The organism is Streptomyces sp. ATLC9, assembly GCF_057196705.1.
Genome location: NZ_JBXUOY010000076.1, coordinates 1 through 19,562 on the forward strand (window position 1 = coordinate 1; position 19,562 = coordinate 19,562).

The following is a 19,562-nucleotide window of genomic DNA, read 5'->3' on the forward strand; positions in this document are numbered from 1 at the left end:
CAGGACGCCCGCGCCGCCCTGGAGCGCGCCGTCCGCGAACACGACACCCGTCTCGCCGCCCGGCGGGAGGCCGAACGGCGCACGGCGTCCCGCGTCTCCCGGCGCGAGGCGCTGCTGGGGGAGCGGACCGGGCTGGAGGAGCAGGTGGTCCGCGCCCGGGGCGACGCCCTCTCCGTCGCCCACCGGGCGGCCGAACTGGAGCGCCTGGCAGGGCTGCTGGCCGAAGCCGCCGGGGCCGCGGCCGCCGCCGAGGCCGCCGCGACGCGGCTGAAGGAAGCCGACGCCCAGCTCGCGGACGCCGTCTGGCGCGCCGGGTTCGGCACCCCGCGGGCCGCCGCGGACGCCCGGCTCACCGGCGACGAGCAGCGTCTGCTGCAACGCCGCATCGACGACCGGCAGGCCGAGGAGGCGGCCGTCGCGGCGGAGCTGGCCGCCCCCGAACTGGCGGATCTCACACCGGCCGACCTCGAACCGGCGGATCCCGAGGGGGCCGGTGCGGCCGGTACCGCCGAGGCCGCGGCGGCGTCGGCGGTGGCGCGGCTGAACGAGGCCTCCGCCGCCCACGCCGGGGCCCGCACCCGCTGCGAGCAGCTCGACCGGCTCTCCGCCCGCGCCCTGGCCGACGCCCGGGAACTCGCCCCGCTGCGCGAGCGGTACGACCGCGTCGCCCGGCTGGCGTCCCTCACCGCCGGCACGTCGGCGGAGAACGAGCACCGGATGCGGCTGGAGTCCTATGTGCTGGCCGCCCGTCTGGAACAGGTCGCCGCCGCGGCCGGCACCCGCCTGGCGCACATGTCCGCGGGCCGCTACACCCTCGTCCACTCCGACGCGCGCGCCTTCGGCCGCGGCCGGTCCGGGCTCGGTCTGCACGTGATCGACGCCTGGACGGGCAACGAGCGCGACACCGCCACGCTCTCCGGCGGCGAGTCCTTCTTCGCCTCCCTCGCCCTCGCCCTCGGCCTCGCCGACGTCGTCACCGAGGAGGCGGGCGGACTGAGCCTGGACACCCTCTTCATCGACGAGGGGTTCGGCAGCCTGGACGACCAGACCCTCGACGAGGTGCTGGACGTCCTGGACTCCCTGCGCGAACGCGACCGGAGCGTCGGCATCGTCAGCCACGTCGCCGATCTGCGCCGCCGCATCCCGGCGCAGCTGGAGGTGGTCAAGACCCGGTCCGGCTCCGCGGTCCGCCACCGGGTGCCGAAAACCGGGTGACAACCGCCGTGGCGTGCCGCGAGGATGACGGGCCGTGACCTTCGACGCTCCCCACCGCGACCCCCTGCCCCTGCTCGGCCGTACCGCCCTGGTCACCGGGGCCTCCCGCCGGGCCGGCATCGGCTGTGCGATCGCCCGCCGCCTGGTGGCGTACGGCGCGAGCGTCCATCTCCACCACCACACTCCGCACGATGCCGAACAGCCCTGGGGAGCGGACCCGGACGGCCCCGGGGCGCTCGTGGCGGACCTGCGGGCACTCGCCGCCGACGGCGCGGTCGTCACCCACGGCCCCGGCGACCTCACCGCCCCCGGCGCCCCGGCGGAAGTCGTCGGCGCGGCCGCCGAGTCCCTCGGCGGCCGGCTGGACATCCTGGTCGCCAACCACGCCCTCAACGGCCGCGACGGCACGCTCGACGAGATCGACGCCGACATGCTGGACGCCCACTGGGCGGTGAACACCCGCTCCACGGTGCTGCTGGTCCAGGCGTACGCGCGCCTGCGCGAGGAGGGGCGGGGCGGCGGCCGGGTGGTGATGACGACCTCCGGCCAGGACCAGGGCCCCGGCATGCCGGGCGAGACGGCCTACGCACTGGCCAAAGGGGCGCTGGCCTCCGTCACCCGGAGCCTGGCCACCGCCCTGGCCCGCCGGGGCGTCACCGTCAACACGGTCAACCCCGGTCCGGTGGACACCGGCTACGCCACCGGCGAGACCCGTGCGTCCATCGCCGCCCTCTTCCCCGGCGGGCGCTGGGGACGGCCGGACGATCCGGCCCGGCTGGTCGCCTGGCTCGCCACCGACGAGGCGGCCTGGATCACCGGCCAGGTCATCACCTCCGACGGCGGCTTCGGCCGCTGACGCCGCCGGGTCCACCGGTCCGCGACGGCTTCCGCGGACCCGCCCCGTACAGCGGCAACGTGTCGGGAGGGCGGCAGCCGGGCGGCCGCTCCCGCGGGGGCGCACGGTTGATGTCCGCGCGCCCCGCGGGGCTCAGAGCGCGGAGAGCTCCGCCACCAGGTCGTCCAGGCCCAACGAGCCCAGTGACAGCGCGTCCATGTGCCACCTCCTGGCATCGAAGGCGTCGCCGTGCGCCGTACGGGCGGCCTCACGCCCCTTCAGCCAGGCGCGCTCGCCCAGCTTGTAGCCGATCGCCTGGCCCGGCATGCCCAGGTACCGCACCAGCTCGCTCTCGACGTGGTCGGTGGGCAGGCCGCTGTGCGCGCCGAAGAACTCCTGGGCCAGCCGCGGTGTCCACCGCTCGCCGGGGTGGAAGGGGGAGTGGTCCGGGATCTCCAGCCCCAGGTGCATGCCGATGTCCACGATGACCCGGACGGAGCGCATCATCTGCGCGTCCAGATAGCCCAGCCGCAGCTCCGCGTCGTGCAGGAAGCCGAGTTCGTCCATCAGCCGCTCCGCGTACAGCGCCCAGCCCTCGGCGTTGGCGCTGACCACCCCCACCGACGTCTGGTAGCGCGAGAGCCGGTCGGCGACGTACGTCCACTGGGCGAGCTGGAGATGGTGACCGGGGACGCCCTCGTGGTACCAGGTGGTGACCAGTTCGTACAGGGGGAAGCGGGTCCGCCCCATCGCCGGCAGCCAGGTGCGGCCCGGCCGGGAGAAGTCCAGCGACGGCTCGGTGTAGTACGGCGCGGCGGCGCTGCCCGGCGGAGCGATCATGGACTCCACGCGCCGGACCGGCCCGGCCAGGTCGAAATGGGTGCCGTCCAGCTTCTCGATCGCCTCGTCCATCAGCTCCTGGAGCCACACCCGGGTCTCCTCCACGCCCTCGACAGCCCGGCCGTGCGTGTCGAGGCGGCGCAGTGCCTCCCACGGTGTCGCGGCGCCGGGCAGGACCTTCCCGGCCTCCGAGCGCATCTCGGCGTGAATGCGGTGGTACTCCTCCCAGCCGTAGGCGTACGCCTCCGCCAGGTCCAGGTCGGTGCCGTTCCAGTAGCGGGCCCACCGCCGGTACCGCTCGCGGCCCACGGTGTCCGGCGCGCCGTGGACTGCCGGGGCGTAGGTGTCGCGCAGCCAGTCGCGCAGGCCGGCCACCGCGCCGGCGGCCGCGGCGGCGCCCCTGTCCAGCTCGGCGCGCAGGGAGTCGGGGCCGCCGGCGGCGAAGGAGGCGAACCAGTTGGCGCCGCCGCCCTCGCCCAGCCACTGACCGAGCTGCCCGATCACGGTGTCCACCTGGCGCGGACCGGCCGGAAGCCCGCCGGCCAGGCCCTTGGCCAGGGAGGCCCGGTAGCCCTCCAGGGCAGTCGGCACGGCGGCCATCCGCCGGGCGACGGCCGCCCAGTCCTCTCCGGTCGCGGTCGGCATGAGCGTGAACACGCTGCGCACCGAGTGCACCGGGGAGTGGAGGTTGCTGACGGCGCGCAGTCCCTCGCCCGCCTCGTGCACGGCGAGTTCCGCGGTCAGGCGCTCACGCAGCAGGCGCGCGCAGCGCCGCTCGGCGCCGCCGTCCCCGCCGGGCCGCCGCTCGGCCTCGGCGAGCCGCTCCAGGGTGGCGCGCCCCAGGGCGGCCTGGGCCTCCTGGCCGTCGGGGGAGAAGTCGGGCAGCTCCTCCGGGCCGCCGGGGAGACCGAGGTAGGTGCCGAGGATCGGATCGAGTGCGACCAGGTCGTCGACATAGGCGTCGGCGACCCGGCGGGGCAGGGGCGCCGAGCCGGGTGCGGTGCCGGACCGGGGCTCGGGCGAGGTGTTCGTGACATCGGACATGGGCCTCATCCTGGTACGGCGGCGCCCGCCGCGTCACGGGGGGGACCCGCCGGGACCGGCCGCCGACGCCGCGGAACCGGGCCGGCCGCCGGGCCCGGCCGCGGTCAGCCCGGCCGCTCGGGCGGCAGCACCGGGCCGCACGTCCACTGCTGGAAGATCAGCCGTGTCTCGACCCGGGCGACCTCCCGGCGCGAGGTGAACTCGTCCAGCACCAGCCGCTGCAGGTCGGCGGTCCCGGCTACCGCGACATGGACGAGGTAGTCGTCGGGGCCGGTCAGGTGGAACAGCGCCCGCGATTCCGGCAGCGCACGGACGCGTTCCACGAACGGTCCGATCAACTCCCTTCTGTGGGGCCGGACCTGGACCGAGAGGAAGGCTTCCAGAGGCCTTCCGAGTTTGGCCGGATCCAGTCGTAGCGCATGGCCGAGGATCACCCCGCCGCGGCGCAGTCGCGCCACTCGGTCCAGACAGGTCGAAGGGGCCACGCCGACGGCGGCGGCGAGATCGCGGTAGGTGGTCCGGGCGTCGTTCTGCAGAAGGCGCAGAATCTCCAGATCGACCGGGTCCAGAACGACAGAGTCGGACATTCACCGAACATAACACGGCTGATCTCCACTACAACCCGGTAATTGTTCAGCATCGCGGCATGACTCACCAGGACAGCACGGACACGACACCGCCGGCCGCCACCCGGACGCTGGCCACCGAGGCCGTGCACGCCGGACGCGAGGACCTCGCGGCCCTCGGCCTGCACGCCGCACCCCTGGACCTGTCCACCACCTACCCCTCCCACGACAGCCGGGCCGAGGCCGCCCGGCTGGACGAGTTCGCCGCCACCGGAGCCCAACTGCAGGGGCCGCCGGTCTACGCCCGGCTCGACAACCCCACCGTGGCGCGCTTCGAGACGGCCCTGGCCCGGCTGGAGGGCGCCGAGGCGGGCGTCGCCTTCGCCAGCGGCATGGCGGCCCTGACCGCCGTGCTCCTGGTGCGCGCGGCCCAGGGGCTGCGGCACGTCGTCGCGGTCCGGCCGCTGTACGGCTGCAGTGACCACCTGCTCGACAGCGGGCTGCTGGGAACCGAGGTGACCTGGACCGACCCGGCGGGCATCGCCGACGCCGTACGCCCGGACACCGGCCTGGTGATGGTGGAGACACCGGCCAATCCCACCCTGGCCGAAATCGACCTGAAGGCCGTGGCGCACTCCTGCGGTTCCGTGCCGCTGCTGGTTGACAACACCTTCGCCACCCCCGTGCTGCAGCGGCCGGTCGAGCACGGCGCCCGCATCGTGCTGCACAGCGCCACCAAGTACCTGGGCGGCCACGGCGATGTCCTCGGCGGCGTCGTCGCCTGCGACGAGGAGACGGCACGCGAGCTGCGGAAGGTGCGCTTCGCCACCGGCGGCGTACTCCACCCGCTCGCCGGCTACCTGCTGCTGCGCGGCCTGTCCACGCTGCCGGTGCGGGTGCGGGCGCAGTCGGCCACGGCCGCGGAGCTGGCCCGGCGCCTGGCGGACGACCCGCGGATCGACCGGGTGTACTACCCGAGGCTGGGCGGCGCCATGGTCTCCTTCGAGGTGAAGGGGGAGCCGCACGAGGTGATCGGGGGAGTGCGGCTGATCACCCCGGCGGTCAGCCTCGGCAGCGTGGACACCCTCATCCAGCACCCCGGGTCCATCAGCCACCGCATCGTCCGCGAGGACGACCGCCGCACCGGCGGGATCGGCGAGAGGCTGCTGCGGATGTCGGTCGGCCTGGAGGACGTCGAGGACCTGTGGAACGACCTCGACGCGGCGCTCGGTTCCGCCCGGGGAGCCGGGAGCGGGGACGAGCGCCGCGCCGGGAGCGCCGAAGTGGGTGCCGCGGGTGTCAGCGCGGTCCCGTCTCGGCGGCTGCCGGAACCGGAACGAGCCGGGCGGTGATCACCAAAGTGCCCTCCTCGACCTGGTAGTCCAGTGGCAGCCCCAGGCCCCGCATGGCCGCCACCATGCCGGTGTTGTGCGACTGCGTCACGGCGTAGACGCTCTCGCACCGCGCCTCGGCGGTCATCGCCACCAGGCGGCGCAGCAGTTCGGCGCCGATGCCGCGGCGCTGCCAGACGTCCTCGACGAGGAGGGCCACCTCCGTCTCGTCGCCGTCCCACATCAGATGGCCGAGCGCCACCAGCTTCCCCGACGTCGTCTCGGCCGCCAGGGTGCGGCCGAAACGCGGGCTGAGCAGGTGGTCCAGATAGCGGTCGGCGTCCCTGACCGGGCCGTGGTACCGCGCGGCCAGGGTGCGCGCCGAGCAGCGCCGGTGCATCGCGCGCGCGGCCTCCAGATCGCAGGTGTCCGCCCGCCGTACGGTGATCTCGTTCCCCTCCGGGAGCGTGAGTGTCTCGCGGCGGCGCGGCATCCGGCCCGCCGGCCTCTCGGCGGGGACGGCCCCGGCCGGTCCGGCCGCATGGGGGGCCGGCTGGGCGTCCAGCCGGGTGTCCAGCTCCACCAGGGCGCGGGCCCGGGCGAACTCGGTCGGTGTGAAGGGCAGGTGGGGGCGCTCCACGACGATCGTACCGCCGCGCGGATCGCGCATCCGGATCACCGCCCCCTCCAGCACGCCGTCCTCGGGGACCTCCTCCCCGAGTGGCTCCCCGCCGAGCTGCCCGCCCGCCGTCCGGGAGGGCACCGAGCGGATGGTGCAGCGGCCGAGCAACTGGCGCAGCGCGAGCGGGAGCTCGGCGCTGTCCAGCGCGGTACGGGTGGCCAGGCCCAGCACCCGGGTGGGGGTGTCCACCAGATCGTGGGCGTCGGCCCGCTCCAGCCAGGTGTCCCGCCCGCCCGCCGCGGCCGCCGCCCGGCTCAGCTCGGCGGCCTCCAGCGCGCGGGGCGCCCGGAGCAGGAACTCGTCCACCGTGACCTCGCCCAGCGGATGCGTCTGGAGGCCGATGACGTCCACCCGCAGCTCCGCCAGAACGGTGCACAGCGCGGCGAGCGACCCGGGCTCCTCCCGCACGGTGGTGCGCAGCCGCCACAGCACCGGCGGCTCCTGCGAGGCGGTCGCCGAACCCGCGGAGCCCGCCGAACCCGCGGGGGCCGTACGGGCCTCGCTCACCGGGCCGCCGCCGGGATCCGGCGGGTGGTGGCGCCGCCGCGCCCACCAGGTGTGGATCCCGGCCGTGGCCAGCAGGGCGGCGGCCGACAGGACCAGCAGCACGGGTCCGTCGGGCCCGTGCGCCACCGTCTTGGCGATGCTGTCGGCCACGGTCACGGCCGTGAACAGCGCCGCCAGCTCGACGAGGTCGTGCCGCCAGTGGTGCGGGCCGGAGGCCGTGCGGCGGTTGGCGCGCCGAGCGGTGCGGCGGTCTGCGCGGTGTGCGGAGGAATCGGTCATGCGGCCACTCTCACCGACGGGTGTTGCGCGATCACGAACGGTCTGTGACCGATGGGTTAAGGGCCTTCTGGGAACCATGCCCTTTTTGCGGGGTGTCGTTCCCGCCGGGCGCTCCGTCACGCGCGGGAGCCGCGGGGAGCGCTGGAGAGCCGCCGCAGCACCGCTCCGCACCGCCGGGCGTACAGCCGCTGGAAGAGCGGAACGAGCGGCCCGCCGACCCGCGCCCACCACAGCTCGGGGCGGCTGAAGGCCCGCACCTCCAGCCAGACCGCCCCGTCGTCGTCCAGCTCGACGACGAACGCCTCCTCGCCGCGCTCCGGATGCCCCGGCAGCGTCCCGTAGCCGAAGCCCGCCCGCCGCTCGCCGTCCGCCGTCCACACCACCCGGCACGGCGCGTGGATCCTCAGCCGTCCGGCGCCCAGGCCCACCACCACGCGCACCCCGGGCTCGGCGTGGGGAGAGGCGGTGGTCATCTCCACGCCCACGGCCCGGTGCATCCGCCAGGTCAGTACGGCCCTCCCCGCGGACCGGAAGACCTCCCGGCCCGTGCCGAGACGGGTGCGCACCCGCAGCCGCCCGAAGCCCGGCGGGCGGCCGGACAGGTCGCCCTCGCGGGTGGCTCCCGCCCCGGTGTACGTCAGGCCGGCCGCGGGGTCGTCCGCGCGCTCGTCGTCGGCGTCCATGGGCACAGCGTATTGCGCCGCGCCCATGGACGCCCGGTCGTCTACTGCCCCACCAGGCCGGGGCTCAGCACCTTGGTGAACAGCACCGCGCCGCCCTCCTCGCGCAGCCGAACCGTCAGCTCGCCGCTGCCGCCGTCGACGTCCACCTGGCCGTAGAACTGGTAACCCTCGCTCGGCGGGACGTTGCCGCGTTCCGGCGCCTTGACGAAGACCCGCTCGGGACCGAACGTGCCGTCCAGCGCGCTCGCCGGGAAGGCCCCGGCGTTCAGCGGCCCGGTGACGAACTCCCAGAACGGCGCGAAGCCCTTGAACGACGCCCGTGCCGGGTCGTAGTGCTGGGCCGAGGTGTGGTGCACGTCCGCGGTCAGCCACACCGTGCCGGTGATCCGCCGGTCGCGGACGAAACGCAGCAGCTCGGCGATCTGCAGCTCACGCCCCAGAGGCGCGCCCGGGTCGCCCTGCGCGACCGCCTCGACGTCCGCGCCGTCGGAGACGACCAGCCCCAGCGGCATGTCCGAGGCGATCACCTTCCACACCGCGCGTGAGCGCGCCAGCTCCCGCTTGAGCCAGGCCAGTTGCTCCGCGCCCAGCACGCCCTGCGAGTCACGGGGCTGGAGGCCGGAGGAGTTGGCGTTCCGGTACGTGCGCATGTCCAGCACGAACACGTCCAGCAGCGGACCGTGGCGCACCACCCGGTAGATCCGCCCCTCGCGGTCGCGGCGGGGGGCGGAGAGGGGGAAGTACTCGCCGAACGCCCGCCGGGCCCGGGCCGCCAGCACGTCCACGCGCCGCTCGGTGTAGCGGGCGTCGGCGAGGATCTCGCCGGGGTACCAGTTGTTGACCACCTCGTGGTCGTCCCACTGCACGATCGAGGGGACCTGCGCGTTGAAGCGCCGCAGCGACTCGGCCATGAGGTTGTAGCGGAAGTTGCCCCGGTACTCGTCGAGGGTCTCGGCGACCTTCGCCTTCTCCTCGGTGACCACGTTGCGCCAGGTGCCGCCGCCGGGCAGCGCCACGGTCTCGGTCAGCGGTCCGTCGGCGTAGACGGTGTCGCCGCTGAAGAGGAAGAAGTCCGGGTCCAGCCGGGCCATCTCGTCGAAGACCGGATAGCCGCCGCGGTCGGGATTGATGCCCCAGCCCTGTCCGGCCAGGTCGCCCGACCACACGAAGCGCACTCCGTCCCGGCGCCGCGCGGGAGCGGTGCGGAAGGTGCCCCGCACCGGCTCGCCGGTGCGGCGGGGGTCGTCGGGGTCGGCCAGCACCACCTGGTAGTGGATCTGCCGGCCCGGCGGCAGCCCGTGCAGCGCGGTCGTCCCGGTGAAGTCCGTGCCCGGCCCGAGGAGGGGGCCGTACCAGCGGCGCGGGTTGCGGAAGGACTCCGTGGCGGAGGTCTCCACCAGCATCCGGGCCGGGCGGTCCGAGCGTACCCAGACCAGACCGGACGTGGCCGTCACATCCCCGGTCTGTACTCCCCAGCCGGCCCGCGGCCGCCCTGACAGCGCCAGCGCGGGCGCGGCCGGCCCCAGCGCGGTGGCCGGCAGGGACAGCGCCGCCGAGGCCGCCAGCGTGCCGCGCAGAACCGACCGCCGTGCGGGTGCGGCCCGCTCCGGTGAGTCCTGGTGTGCCATGGGCGAACAACCTCCCGAGTATCGGATGGATCGGGTCGTACGGCCGGTCATGGTGGCCTCGTGAGGCGAACGGCGGGGAACCGGACCGGCGCGCGCGGACCCGTTCCGGGTGAACGCGGCGGTTGTCAGGCCGTACCGGAGCCCCGCGCCAGGGCAGAGGCCGTGCCAGGCGGGCGAAGAGCGACGTGAAAACGACAACTTCATTTGCCGGTCGAACAGTATGCCGCTTCCTCGGTCGAAACCGTTCAAATGTGCCCCGAGTGGGTGACCCGATGCGTAACCTCATCGTCACTTCCGCACCACTGTGGGCGCGTCTCGCCGTGCTCGCCGCCGTGGGCATGGTCGGCTTCAACCTCGCCGTACTGGCCGCCGAGCGGACCGCCGAACCCGCGGTACCCGGGGTGCTGGTCGGCTGCGCGCCGGTCGTCGTGGCCGTGCTCGCCCCCGCCCTGGACGGCCGCCGGCCCGCGCGCCCGGTGGTGTACGGGGCGCTGCTGGTGGCGGCCGGAGCCCTGGCCGTCCAGGGCTGGGGGCGGACCGACACCGCCGGACTGCTGTGGTCGGCCGCCGCGCTGGCGGGCGAGGTGGGCTTCGCGGTGATCGCCGTACCCCTGGTACGCCCGCTGGGCGCCCGTCTGCTGTCCACGGCGGCCTGCGTCCTGGCGGCGGTGGAGGCCGCGCTGCTCGGCGCGGTGCTCGACGGCCGGGCCTGGCTGCGGATGCCGGACCCGACCGAGACGGCGGCGCTGTGTGGCAGGCGGTCGTCGTCACGGTGGTCGGCTTCGTCTGCTGGTACGCGGCCATCGGCCGCATCGGCGCTGAGCGGGCCACGCTCTTCTCCGGGCTCATCCCGGTCAGCGCGGCGCTGACCGCCCCGCTGGTGGCCACCGGCTCCTACGGCTGGGCACAGGCGGGCGGCAGCCTGCTGGTCGGAGCGGGGGTGGCGCTGGGCGCGGGTGCCCTGGCCCGCCGCCCGGTCGCGTCCGGGGCGGCGGAGTCACCCGAACCGTCCCGGGCGACGGAAGGAGGAGTGCCCCTGCCGGAGCGGGCCACCGCCCGGCGGCCCCAGGAGTGATCCGCCCCGGTACCTGACCGCCCCTCACCGGTGCGGGCTGCGCGGCGCCCGCACCGGCGCGTCCCTACAGCCCGCCGCTCACCCGCAGCACGGCCCCGGTGGTGTAGGACGCCTCCGGGGACATCAGCCAGGCGACCGCGCCCGCGACCTCCTCCGGCTCCCCGGGACGGCCCATCGGGGTCACCTCGGCCTTGCGCCAGGGCCGTTGCGGATCGCCCATCGTGGCGTGCATGTCGGTGAGAACCGTCCCGGGCTGGACGGAGTTCACCCGCACCCCGTCGGGCCCCAACTCCTTGGACAGCCCGACCGCCATGGCGTCCAGCGCCGCCTTGGTCGCGGCGTAGTGGACGTACTCGCCGGGGCTGCCGAGCGTGGCCGCGCACGAGGAGACGGCGACGATCGAACCGCCCGGGCCGCCGTGCCGCGTGGACATCACCAGGGCCGCGCGCCGGGCGCACAGCAGCGTGCCCATGACGTTGACGTCCACCACCCGGCGCATCACCTCGGTGGAGGTCTCGGTGAAACGGCCCAGCGGGCCGGTGATCCCGGCGTTGAGAACCGCGCCCGTGACCGGGCCCAGACTCCGGGCAGCCTCCTCGAAGAGGGCGTCGACCTCGCCCTCCACACTGGTGTCCAGCCGTACCGCGACCGCCTCGGCGCCCGCGGCGCGTACCGCCCGCGCCGTCTCCTCGGCCGCCTCGCGCGAGTGCTGGTAGCCGATCGCGACATGGTGTCCGGACCGCGCCAGCCGCCGGGCGACCGCCGCCCCGATACCGCGGCTGCCGCCGGTGACGACCGTTACCCGCTGCTCCATGCCCGCCCTCGCCCTCTCGTCGCCCTCTTCTCGGTTCTCTGCCGCTTCCCGCCGGCCGCGGCCTTCCCGGTCCGGCACGCTAGCGGGCCGGATTGGTCTTGACCAAATGGGCCGCCACTCCCTAGAGTCGGCATACGCAACAACCTTTAAAAAAGAAGCGCTCATAAATCCCGGCGGGATGCGGTGACTGCGGAGGCAAGGGTGGGGACCACGCGACTGGAGACGATGCCGGAACCGAAGTACCGGCACCTCAAGACCGTGTTGTCGGAGGCGCTCGACTCGGAGTTCGCGGTGGGGGAGATCCTGCCGAACGAGAGGGAGTTGGCCGCGCGCTTCGGTGTCGCCCGCGCCACGCTGCGCCAGGCCCTGGAGCAACTGGAGCTGGAGGGGCGCCTCCAGCGCCGCCGCGGGGTCGGTACCACCGTCGCCCCGCCGCGTGTCGGCGTCGACGTGAACCCCGCCCGGCACAGCTGGCCCGGCGCCCAGGGCGATGCCTGGCAGACCGAGGACTGCCAGGAGACCGTACCGCCCGCCACGGTGGCCAGGACGCTCGGAACGGACGCGGGCCAGGGGGTGTACGCCGTCCACCGTGTCCGTATGGCGCACAGTCAGGCGGTCGCCACCGAGACGCTGTACGTACCGGCCGCATCGGTGCCCGGGCTGTCCGGTATCGGTACCGAGGCGGGAGCAGCCCGGGGCCGCGCCGTCCTCCGCGAGCTCAACCGCCTCGAACTGGACGGCCAGGAGCGGGCGGTGGAACTGGGCTCCGCCCGGGCGGAGGACGCCAGGCGACTCGACCGGCTTCCCGGCGCGCCCGTCCTCGTCCTCACCACCCGCTACCTCGCCGCGGGCGGCACCGCCGCGGTCGCGCTCTCCACCTACCGGGCCGACACCTGTCGCCTCACCTTCGGCGACTTCGCGGGCATCTCGCTGCTGGCGAGCTGAACCGCGCGCCGTCTTCCCTCTTCCCGGCGGCGACGGCGTGTCAGCGGACAACGGTGCGTCAGCGGGCCACGGTGCCCTCCACGGTGAACAGTTCCTCCTCGATGTGGTCGAGGGCCAGCCGCAGCGCACCGGTCGCGATGGCCTCCCCGCCGAGCAGGGACAGCGCGACCCGCGGCGGACGGAGGCAGTAGCGTTCCAGCTCGCGGCGGAGCGGGTCCAGCACCCCGTCCAGACCGGTGGCCCAGCCGCCCACCACCACCAGCTCCGGATCCAGGGCCAGCACCAGCGCGGCCACATCGTGCACCAGGCGCCGTATGAAACGCTCGACGGCCTGCCGCGCCCGCTCGTCACCCTCGCGCGCCAGCGCGAAGACCTGTGCCACCGCCGCCTCGTCCAGCGGGTGCAGGGGCTCGCCGGTGGTGGACAGCAGGTGCTCGGGGGTGGCCTCCCGCCCCAGCAGGTGCAGGGCGCCGATCTCCCCGGCCGCGCCGCCGAAACCCCGGTGCAGCCGTCCGCCGATCAGCGAGCCGGCGCCCGGGCTCAGCCCGGCCAGGACGAACACCGCGTCGTCGACCCCGGCGGCCGCGCCCTTCCAGTGCTCGGCCAGCACGGCGGCGTTGGCGTCGTTCTCCACCAGCACCGGGCAGCGGAACGACCGCCGCAGCCGCTCGCCCAGCGGCAGGCCGGTCCAGCCCGGCAGCGCCGTGCACAGCCGCACCATGCCGTCGGCCTCCACGATCCCCGGACTGCCCACTCCCACCGTGCGCAGGGTGCTGCGCGGCACCTCGCAGGTACGCAGCAGTTCGGCGACCACCGCACGCACCCGCTCCAGCCGCTCGTCGGCCGTGGCCTGTTCGGAGACCGCGCGCCCGACCGTGCCCAGCCGCCGTCCGCGCAGGTCGGAGAGGACGGCGGCCACCCGGTGCGGGCCGATCTCGATGCCGAGCAGATGACCGGCTTCGGCCCGGAAGCGGTAGCGGCGCGCGGGCCGCCCCTGCCTCCGGACATCACCGGCTCCGACGGCGGCCTCGGCCGCCAGGCCGGCCTCCACCAGCTGTTCCATCACCCCCTCGACCGTCGGCCGGGACAGCTCCGCGGCCTGGGCCAGGTCGGACAGCGTCGGTGGGCCGTCGGCGGCGCGCAGCGCGCGCAGGACGACGGCGGAGTTGATCCTGCGCAACAGGGAGGGATCCCTGCCGGTGAGCCGCCCCAACGTCCGCCTCCTGGGAAGTGCGCATGTGTGGCCGGATCGTATCCGGTGAGCGAGCGGGGGGCGAGAGCCGGGGGAGACGCTCCGGGACGGCGGGCGCGGCCGACCATCATGGCCGGCCGACGGTCAGGACGGGCCGTCGAGCGCGGCGGCGCGCAGCCGGCCGTACTCCCGGGCCATCGTCTCCAGCGTCCAGTGGGCGTTGAGCCCGCTGGGGTTGGGCAGCACCCACACCCGGGTGCCGCCGATCGCCGCCTCCTGAGGACCTGTCCTGGCCTTCCGGTCCCCGAAGGCGACCCGGTAGGCGGTCACACCGACCACCGCGAGCCACTCGGGACGCAGCCGCGCCACCTTCCCGGCCAGCACACGCCCGCCCGTGCGGTACTCCTCGGGCGTCAGCTCGTCGGCACGGGTGGTGGGCCGGGGCGAGATGTTGGTGATGCCCAGGCCGTACGACAGCAGCTCGCGCTGCTCCGAGGGCTTCAGCCGCCGAGGGGTGAAGCCGGAGGCGTGCAGCACCGGCCAGAAGCGATTGCCCGGATGGGCGAAGTGGTGACCCAGCCGGGCGGTCGTCAGCCCGGGGTTGATACCGCAGAACAGCACGTGCAGTCCCTCGGCGACCACGTCCGGAACGGTGCGGGCGCGCAACGCCTCCATGTCGTCCCCGGTCATCTCCGGGCCGCTCGCCCCCGTGCCGGACGTCCGTCCGCCGGGGGGCCGGCCGGATGCGGTCCTCCTGGTCATGGCCCTCCCCGGCAGTCCTTCCGGGACTCTCTTCCCCGGAAGGACCTCAGGCAGTCGGGGAGACGGTCACAGGATCGCGCCCGGGGCGTAGGAGGCGGCTTCCGGATGGCGCGCCGCGACCTTCTCGATCCGGGCCACCACCGAGGCGACCTGGTCGCCGGCCGCACCGGTGAAGGACAGCCGGTCGGCCAGCAGGGCGTCCAGCCGCTCCCGGTCCAGCGGGATGCGTTCGTCGGCGGCCAGCCGGTCCAGCAGCTCGTTGCGTTCGGCCCCCTCGCGCAGCGCCAGCGCCGAGGCCACCGCGTGCTCCTTGATGGCCTCGTGGGCCGTCTCCCGGCCGACTCCGGCCCGCACCGCGCCCATCAGCACCTTGGTGGTGGCCAGGAACGGCAGATAGCGGTCCAGCTCGCGGGCGACGACCGCGGGGAACGCGCCGAACTCGTCCAGGACCGTCAGGAAGGTCTCCAGCAGGCCGTCGAGGGCGAAGAAGGCGTCCGGCAACGCGACGCGGCGCACCACCGAGCAGGAGACGTCCCCCTCGTTCCACTGGTCGCCCGCGAGCTCGCCGACCATCGAGGCGTAGCCGCGCAGGATGACGGCGAAACCGCCCACGCGCTCGCAGGAGCGGGTGTTCATCTTGTGCGGCATCGCCGAGGAGCCGACCTGGCCCGGCTTGAAGCCCTCGGTCACCAGCTCGTGCCCGGCCATCAGCCGGATGGTCTTGGCCAGGGAGGAGGGCGCCGCGGCCAGCTGGACCAGCGCGGTCACCACCTCGTAGTCCAGCGAGCGCGGATAGACCTGGCCGACGGAGGTGAAGGTGTGGCCGAAGCCGAGGTGGGCGGCGACCCGCTCCTCCAGCTCGGCCAGCCTGCTCCCGTCCCCGCCCAGCAGGTCCAGCATGTCCTGGGAGGTGCCCACCGGCCCCTTGACCCCGCGCAGCGGGTAGCGAGCCAGCAGCTCCTCCAGCCGCGCGTACGCCACCAGCAGCTCGTCGGCGGCGGTCGCGAAGCGCTTGCCCAGCGTGGTGGCCTGCGCGGCGACGTTGTGCGAGCGCCCCGCCATCACCAGCTCGGAGTGCTCGGCCGCGATCCGGCCCAGCCGCACCAGCGCGGCCACCGTGCGGTCGCGCACCAGCTCCAGCGACAGCCGGACCTGGAGCTGCTCGACGTTCTCGGTCAAATCCCGGGAGGTCATGCCCTTGTGCACGTGCTCGTGCCCGGCCAGCGCGTTGAACTCCTCGATCCGGGCCTTCACATCGTGGCGCGTGACCCTCTCCCGTTCGGCGATCGAGGCGAGATCGACGTTCTCGAGTACCCGCTCGTAGTCGGCCAGGGCCTGCTCCGGCACCTCGACGCCCAGGTCCTTCTGGGCCCGCAGCACGGCGAGCCACAGCCGCCGCTCCAGTACCACCTTGTGCTCGGGGGACCACAGCCGGGCCAGCTCCGCGGAGGCGTAGCGGCCGGCCAGGACGTTCGGGATGCGCGGCTTGTCAGTCACACCCGGGGATTCTACGGGGTGTCGTCGCAGGCCAGTGGCGCCAGGTCGGGGGCGGAGTACCGGCTCCGGTCCACGGCCGGGTCCAGCGGCGCCAGACCGGGCCGCTTGGGCGTCCGCCCGTCCCCCGAGGAGCGCCCGGTCAGCCGCCGGCCGACCCACGGGAGCAGATGGCGGCGGGTGAAGCGCAGGTCGGCGACGCGGCGCGCGTACCAGCCGGGCAGGATGGCGGGCGGCAGGGCCGCGTGCCAGTTGGCCCCGGCCTCGTGCCCCAGCCGCTGCCAGACGGCCTCGGCCACCCGCCGGTGCCCCTCGGCGGCCAGATGCAGCCGGTCGTCGGCCCACATCCGCGGGTCGCCCAGCGCTTCACAGCCGTACAGGTCCACCACCAGGGCGCCGTGCCGCTCGGCGAGACCGTCGATGAAGTCGAAGAGGTGCTCCATACGTGCCCGGTAACGCTCCAGCACCGGCCCGCGCCGCCCGGGGCTGCGCATCAGCACCAGATGGCGGCAGCCGGGCGCGAGCTTGGCGACCGACTCCTCCAGCAGGTCGCACACCCGGCCCATGTCGCACTTCGGGCGCAGTACGTCGTTGAGGCCGCCGACCAGTGTCACGAGATCCGCGTTCATGGCGGCGGCCACGTCCACCTGCTCCTCGGCGATCTGCTGGATCAGCTTGCCGCGCACCGCCAGGTTGGCGTAGCGGAAGCCGTCGGCGCGCGCGGCGAGACGGGCGGCGAGGAGGTCCGCCCAGCCGCGGTAGCTGCCGTCCGGCAGCAGGTCCGACATGCCCTCGGTGAAGGAGTCCCCCAGGGCGACGAAGCTGGTGATGGCGGGCGGGGCGGGCGAGTCGGTTGCACTGTCCATGGCGCGAAACATGATAACCGACCGCTCGGTACGTACCTTCTCGCGGTACGGGCCCTCTCGCGGTACGCCCCGCCCGCCGTCGTCAGCGGCCCACCAGCTCGCGCAGCACGTCCTCCATGGTGACCAGCCCGACCGCACGCCCGTCCGAGCCGATCACCGCCGCCAGGTGGGTGGCGCTGCCGCGCATCGCTCCCAGCACGTCGTCCAGCGGTGTCGTCGCCCGCACCCGGGCGATCGGCCGCAGCGCCGGGACGGGGAACGGAGCGTCGCGGTGCACGGCGTCGAGCGCGTCCTTGACGTGCAGATAGCCCAGCGCCCTGCCCCGGCCGTCCACCACGGGGAAGCGGGAGAACCCACTGCGCGCGGAGAGCTGCTCCAGCCCCTCGGGGGTGACGCCGAGCGGGGCGAAGACGACGTGGTCGGTGGGCCGCACGACCTCCTCGACCGGGCGGCGGCCCAGCTCCAGCGCGTCACGCAGCCGCTCCGTCGCCCGCTCGTCCAGCAGCCCGGCCTCGCTGGAGTCGGCCACCAGACGAGCCAGCTCGTCGTCGGAGTAGGTCGCCGAGACCTCGTCCTTGGGATCCACCCGCAGCAGCTTCAGCAGGCCGTTGGCCAGGGCGTTGATGCCGAAGATCACCGGCCGCAGGGCCCGGGTGAGGCCGACCAGCGGCGGTCCCAGCAGCAGGGCGGCGCGCTCGGGCGCCGCCAGCGCGATGTTCTTCGGGACCATCTCGCCGAGCAGCATGTGCAGGTATGTCGCCACCGCCAGCGCGATCACGAAGGCGATCGGATGGATCAGGCCCTCCGGCACACCCGCGAGGTGGAACACCGGTTCCAGCAGATGCGCGATCGCGGGCTCGGCGACCACGCCCAGCACCAGCGTGCACAGGGTGATGCCCAGCTGGGCGGTGGCCATCAGGGCCGAGACGTGCTCCAGGCCCCACACCACACCGCGCGCCCGTTTCTCACCGCGCTCGGCCAGCGGTTCGACCTGGCTGCGGCGTACCGAGATCATCGCGAACTCCGCGCCCACGAAGAAGGCGTTGGCGACCAGGGTCAGCAGGCCGATCAGCAGTTGGACGGCGGTCATCGGCCGGCCTCCCCGCTCCGGGCGCCGACCCGGACGCCGCCGTGGTCCTCTCCGTCACCGGGTTCGGGCGGAGCGGTCAGCCGTACCCCGGCGGCCCGCCGTCCGGTGGCGTCCACGACCTCCAGTCGCCATCCGGCGACCTCCAGGACGTCGCCCACGACCGGAATACGGCCCAGCTCGGTGGCGATCAGCCCGGCCAGGGTCTCGTAGGGGCCGTCGGGGGCGCGCAGGCCGATCTCCTCCAGCCGGTCGGTGCGGGCCGCGCCGTCCGCGTCGTAGACGGTACGGCCCTCCTCGTCCGTGCCCGCCGGAACCAGGTCGGGGGTCTGGAGCGGGTCGTGCTCGTCGCGGACCTCGCCCACGACCTCCTCGATGATGTCCTCCAGCGTGACGACCCCGGCGGTGCCGCCGTACTCGTCGATCACCACCGCCATGCTGTTCCTCCCCTGCCTGCCCGACAGCCGGTCCAGCAGCCGGTCCACGGTGAGCGACTCCGGCACCAGCAAAGGTTCGCGCAGCAGCCCGGTGACCGGGCAGCCGGTACGGCGACCGGCGGGAACGGCGATCACGTCCTTGACGTGCGCGACGCCGACGACGGTGTCGAGGTTGCCGCGGTAGACGGGGAAGCGGGACAGGCCCGTCGCCCGGGCGGCGTTGACCACGTCCTCCGCGGTGGTGTGCTCCTCCAGCGCGGTGACCTGGACACGCGGCGTCATCACGCTCTGCGCGGTCAGCTCGGAGAGCCGGATGGTGCGGACGAACAGTTCGGCGGTGTCCGCCTCCAGGGCGCCCTCCTTCGCCGAGTGGCGCGCGAGCGCGACCAGCTCCTGCGGTGAGCGGGCCGAGGCCAGCTCCTCGGTGGGCTCGAGGCCGAGCCGGTGGAGGACTCGGTTGGCGGTGTTGTTCAGATGGGTGATCAGGGGTCGGAAAGCGGCGCTGAAACCGCGCTGCAGGGCGCCGACCCGGCGGGCGACCGGCAGCGGCCGGGAGATCGCCCAGTTCTTCGGCACCAGTTCGCCGACGACCATCAGCACCACCGTGGACAGCACGGTACCCGACACCAGCGCCACCGAGGACGCCGCCGAGGCGGGCAGTCCGGCCGCCCGCAGCGGGCCGGCCAGCAGCCGCGCGGTCGAGGGCTCGGAGAGCATGCCGATGATCAGGCCGGTCACGGTGATGCCGAGCTGGGCGCCGGAGAGCTGGAAGGTGAGGGACCGCACCGCCTCCAGCGCGCTGTCGGCGCCCGGCTCGCCGCGCTCGACGGCCCGTTCCAGATCTCCGCGCTCGACGGTGGTGAGCGAGAACTCCGCCGCGACGAACACGGCACAGGCGAGAGTCAGCAGCAGTGCCAGGAACAGGAGGAGCACTTCGGTCACCGGGTCACCTCCGTCCCCCGGTCCGGCGGGACGGAGAGAGCTGCTCGACGGCCGGGTCCGCGGCCGGTGCCGCGGCCGGCTCTGCTGCCGGTAATACTGGGAGGCTCGCCCATGGGCGGACGCTCACACACCTTTCTCTGGGATGTCGCTACGGAGCGCGCGCCGTGGAGACGGCGGCCGCGGTACACGGCACGAACGCGCGACGGGCAGTCCATCGTATGCGAGCCACCGAGCCCTCCCCGGGAGTCACCGGTGAAGCCGCCGGGGCGCGCCCGTCGGCCCGGCGGCTTCACCCACCGGGCCCCCCGGGGGTGGGGCGGGGGCGGGGGTGGTGGGGG

16 protein-coding genes and 1 pseudogene are annotated in these 19,562 nt (G+C 74.5%); 5 read left to right on the top strand and 12 right to left on the bottom strand.

Going from position 1 to position 19,562, the window contains the following annotated elements; genetic code table 11:
• Together AC2CJA_RS11070 and AC2CJA_RS11075 are read left to right on the top strand one after the other, a co-directional pair.
• Window positions 1–1,215: SbcC/MukB-like Walker B domain-containing protein (locus AC2CJA_RS11070; protein WP_484602499.1), on the top strand; the 1,215-nt coding region annotated here is incomplete at its 5' end.
• Window positions 1,216–1,249: 34 nt separating this feature from the next.
• On the top strand, window positions 1,250–2,071 hold the full coding sequence (locus tag AC2CJA_RS11075) for an SDR family oxidoreductase (protein ID WP_484602500.1): 822 nt from the start codon (window positions 1,250–1,252) through the stop codon (window positions 2,069–2,071).
• A gap of 132 nt (window positions 2,072–2,203) precedes the next feature.
• Here the strand turns inward: AC2CJA_RS11075 and AC2CJA_RS11080 are convergent, their stop codons facing one another.
• Window positions 2,204–3,934 (bottom strand): DUF885 domain-containing protein, encoded by a 1,731-nt coding sequence (locus tag AC2CJA_RS11080; RefSeq protein WP_484602501.1) that lies wholly within the window; start codon window positions 3,932–3,934, stop codon window positions 2,204–2,206.
• 104 nt (window positions 3,935–4,038) lie between these two features.
• Window positions 4,039–4,521, bottom strand: coding sequence for an Lrp/AsnC family transcriptional regulator (locus tag AC2CJA_RS11085; RefSeq protein WP_241716807.1), 483 nt, complete (start codon window positions 4,519–4,521; stop codon window positions 4,039–4,041).
• A 59-nt stretch (window positions 4,522–4,580) separates the two neighbouring features.
• Between AC2CJA_RS11085 and AC2CJA_RS11090 the strand changes: the two genes are divergently transcribed.
• Window positions 4,581–5,852 carry a trans-sulfuration enzyme family protein gene (locus AC2CJA_RS11090; protein WP_484602502.1) on the top strand — a complete coding sequence of 424 codons (1,272 nt, stop codon included), beginning with the start codon at window positions 4,581–4,583 and terminating at the stop codon, window positions 5,850–5,852.
• On the opposite strand, the gene AC2CJA_RS11095 is transcribed toward AC2CJA_RS11090, so the two are convergent.
• The 3 genes from AC2CJA_RS11095 to AC2CJA_RS11105 all read right to left on the bottom strand — a co-directional run bounded on the left by AC2CJA_RS11095 (window position 5,800) and on the right by AC2CJA_RS11105 (window position 9,610).
• Window positions 5,800–7,299, bottom strand: a complete 1,500-nt coding sequence (locus AC2CJA_RS11095; RefSeq protein WP_484602503.1) for a GNAT family N-acetyltransferase — start codon at window positions 7,297–7,299, stop codon at window positions 5,800–5,802. The two genes, AC2CJA_RS11090 and AC2CJA_RS11095, sit on opposite strands and share 53 nt — an antisense overlap.
• A 116-nt stretch (window positions 7,300–7,415) precedes the next feature.
• Window positions 7,416–7,982 (bottom strand): DUF1990 domain-containing protein, encoded by a 567-nt coding sequence (locus AC2CJA_RS11100; RefSeq protein ID WP_484602504.1) that lies wholly within the window; start codon window positions 7,980–7,982, stop codon window positions 7,416–7,418.
• A 41-nt stretch (window positions 7,983–8,023) separates the two neighbouring features.
• Window positions 8,024–9,610: an alkaline phosphatase D family protein gene (locus AC2CJA_RS11105; protein WP_484602505.1), complete on the bottom strand. Its 1,587-nt coding sequence runs from the start codon at window positions 9,608–9,610 to the stop codon at window positions 8,024–8,026.
• Between the two features lie 305 nt (window positions 9,611–9,915).
• Here AC2CJA_RS11105 and AC2CJA_RS11110 point away from each other — a divergent pair.
• Window positions 9,916–10,685: pseudogene (locus AC2CJA_RS11110) on the top strand (EamA family transporter); the annotation flags it as partial.
• 64 nt (window positions 10,686–10,749) lie between these two features.
• Here AC2CJA_RS11110 and AC2CJA_RS11115 read toward each other — a convergent pair.
• A complete protein-coding gene (locus tag AC2CJA_RS11115) occupies window positions 10,750–11,499 on the bottom strand; it encodes an SDR family NAD(P)-dependent oxidoreductase (RefSeq protein WP_484602506.1) in 750 nt (249 codons plus the stop codon).
• Window positions 11,500–11,700: 201 nt separating this feature from the next.
• Here AC2CJA_RS11115 and AC2CJA_RS11120 point away from each other — a divergent pair, with 201 nt between their 5' ends.
• Entirely contained in the window at window positions 11,701–12,444 is a 744-nt protein-coding gene (locus tag AC2CJA_RS11120) for a GntR family transcriptional regulator (RefSeq protein WP_484602507.1), read from the top strand.
• A 58-nt stretch (window positions 12,445–12,502) separates the two neighbouring features.
• Here the strand turns inward: AC2CJA_RS11120 and AC2CJA_RS11125 are convergent, their stop codons facing one another.
• The 6 genes from AC2CJA_RS11125 to AC2CJA_RS11150 all read right to left on the bottom strand — a co-directional run bounded on the left by AC2CJA_RS11125 (window position 12,503) and on the right by AC2CJA_RS11150 (window position 19,224).
• Window positions 12,503–13,657 carry an ROK family transcriptional regulator gene (locus tag AC2CJA_RS11125; RefSeq protein WP_484602508.1) on the bottom strand — a complete coding sequence of 385 codons (1,155 nt, stop codon included), beginning with the start codon at window positions 13,655–13,657 and terminating at the stop codon, window positions 12,503–12,505.
• A gap of 123 nt (window positions 13,658–13,780) precedes the next feature.
• Window positions 13,781–14,326 (bottom strand): G/U mismatch-specific DNA glycosylase, encoded by a 546-nt coding sequence (gene mug, locus AC2CJA_RS11130; protein WP_484602513.1) that lies wholly within the window; start codon window positions 14,324–14,326, stop codon window positions 13,781–13,783.
• Between the two features lie 138 nt (window positions 14,327–14,464).
• Window positions 14,465–15,895: an adenylosuccinate lyase gene (gene purB / locus AC2CJA_RS11135; protein ID WP_484602509.1), complete on the bottom strand. Its 1,431-nt coding sequence runs from the start codon at window positions 15,893–15,895 to the stop codon at window positions 14,465–14,467.
• Window positions 15,896–15,906: 11 nt separating this feature from the next.
• Window positions 15,907–16,758, bottom strand: coding sequence for an SGNH/GDSL hydrolase family protein (locus tag AC2CJA_RS11140; protein WP_484602510.1), 852 nt, complete (start codon window positions 16,756–16,758; stop codon window positions 15,907–15,909).
• A gap of 82 nt (window positions 16,759–16,840) precedes the next feature.
• Window positions 16,841–17,848 (bottom strand): hemolysin family protein, encoded by a 1,008-nt coding sequence (locus AC2CJA_RS11145; protein WP_484602511.1) that lies wholly within the window; start codon window positions 17,846–17,848, stop codon window positions 16,841–16,843.
• Window positions 17,845–19,224 (bottom strand): hemolysin family protein, encoded by a 1,380-nt coding sequence (locus tag AC2CJA_RS11150; protein WP_484602512.1) that lies wholly within the window; start codon window positions 19,222–19,224, stop codon window positions 17,845–17,847. The genes AC2CJA_RS11145 and AC2CJA_RS11150 overlap by 4 nt, the downstream gene beginning before the upstream one ends.
• Window positions 19,225–19,562: the final 338 nt, after the last annotated feature.

Coding starts and splice junctions, on each gene's coding strand:
- AC2CJA_RS11080 (WP_484602501.1), bottom strand. CDS start 3,934: ATGTCCGATGTCACGAACACCTCGCCCGAGCCCCGGTCCGGCACCGCA.
- AC2CJA_RS11085 (WP_241716807.1), bottom strand. CDS start 4,521: ATGTCCGACTCTGTCGTTCTGGACCCGGTCGATCTGGAGATTCTGCGC.
- AC2CJA_RS11090 (WP_484602502.1), top strand. CDS start 4,581: ATGACTCACCAGGACAGCACGGACACGACACCGCCGGCCGCCACCCGG.
- AC2CJA_RS11095 (WP_484602503.1), bottom strand. CDS start 7,299: ATGACCGATTCCTCCGCACACCGCGCAGACCGCCGCACCGCTCGGCGC.
- AC2CJA_RS11100 (WP_484602504.1), bottom strand. CDS start 7,982: ATGGACGCCGACGACGAGCGCGCGGACGACCCCGCGGCCGGCCTGACG.
- AC2CJA_RS11105 (WP_484602505.1), bottom strand. CDS start 9,610: ATGGCACACCAGGACTCACCGGAGCGGGCCGCACCCGCACGGCGGTCG.
- AC2CJA_RS11115 (WP_484602506.1), bottom strand. CDS start 11,499: ATGGAGCAGCGGGTAACGGTCGTCACCGGCGGCAGCCGCGGTATCGGG.
- mug (WP_484602513.1), bottom strand. CDS start 14,326: ATGACCGGGGACGACATGGAGGCGTTGCGCGCCCGCACCGTTCCGGAC.
- AC2CJA_RS11140 (WP_484602510.1), bottom strand. CDS start 16,758: ATGGACAGTGCAACCGACTCGCCCGCCCCGCCCGCCATCACCAGCTTC.
- AC2CJA_RS11145 (WP_484602511.1), bottom strand. CDS start 17,848: ATGACCGCCGTCCAACTGCTGATCGGCCTGCTGACCCTGGTCGCCAAC.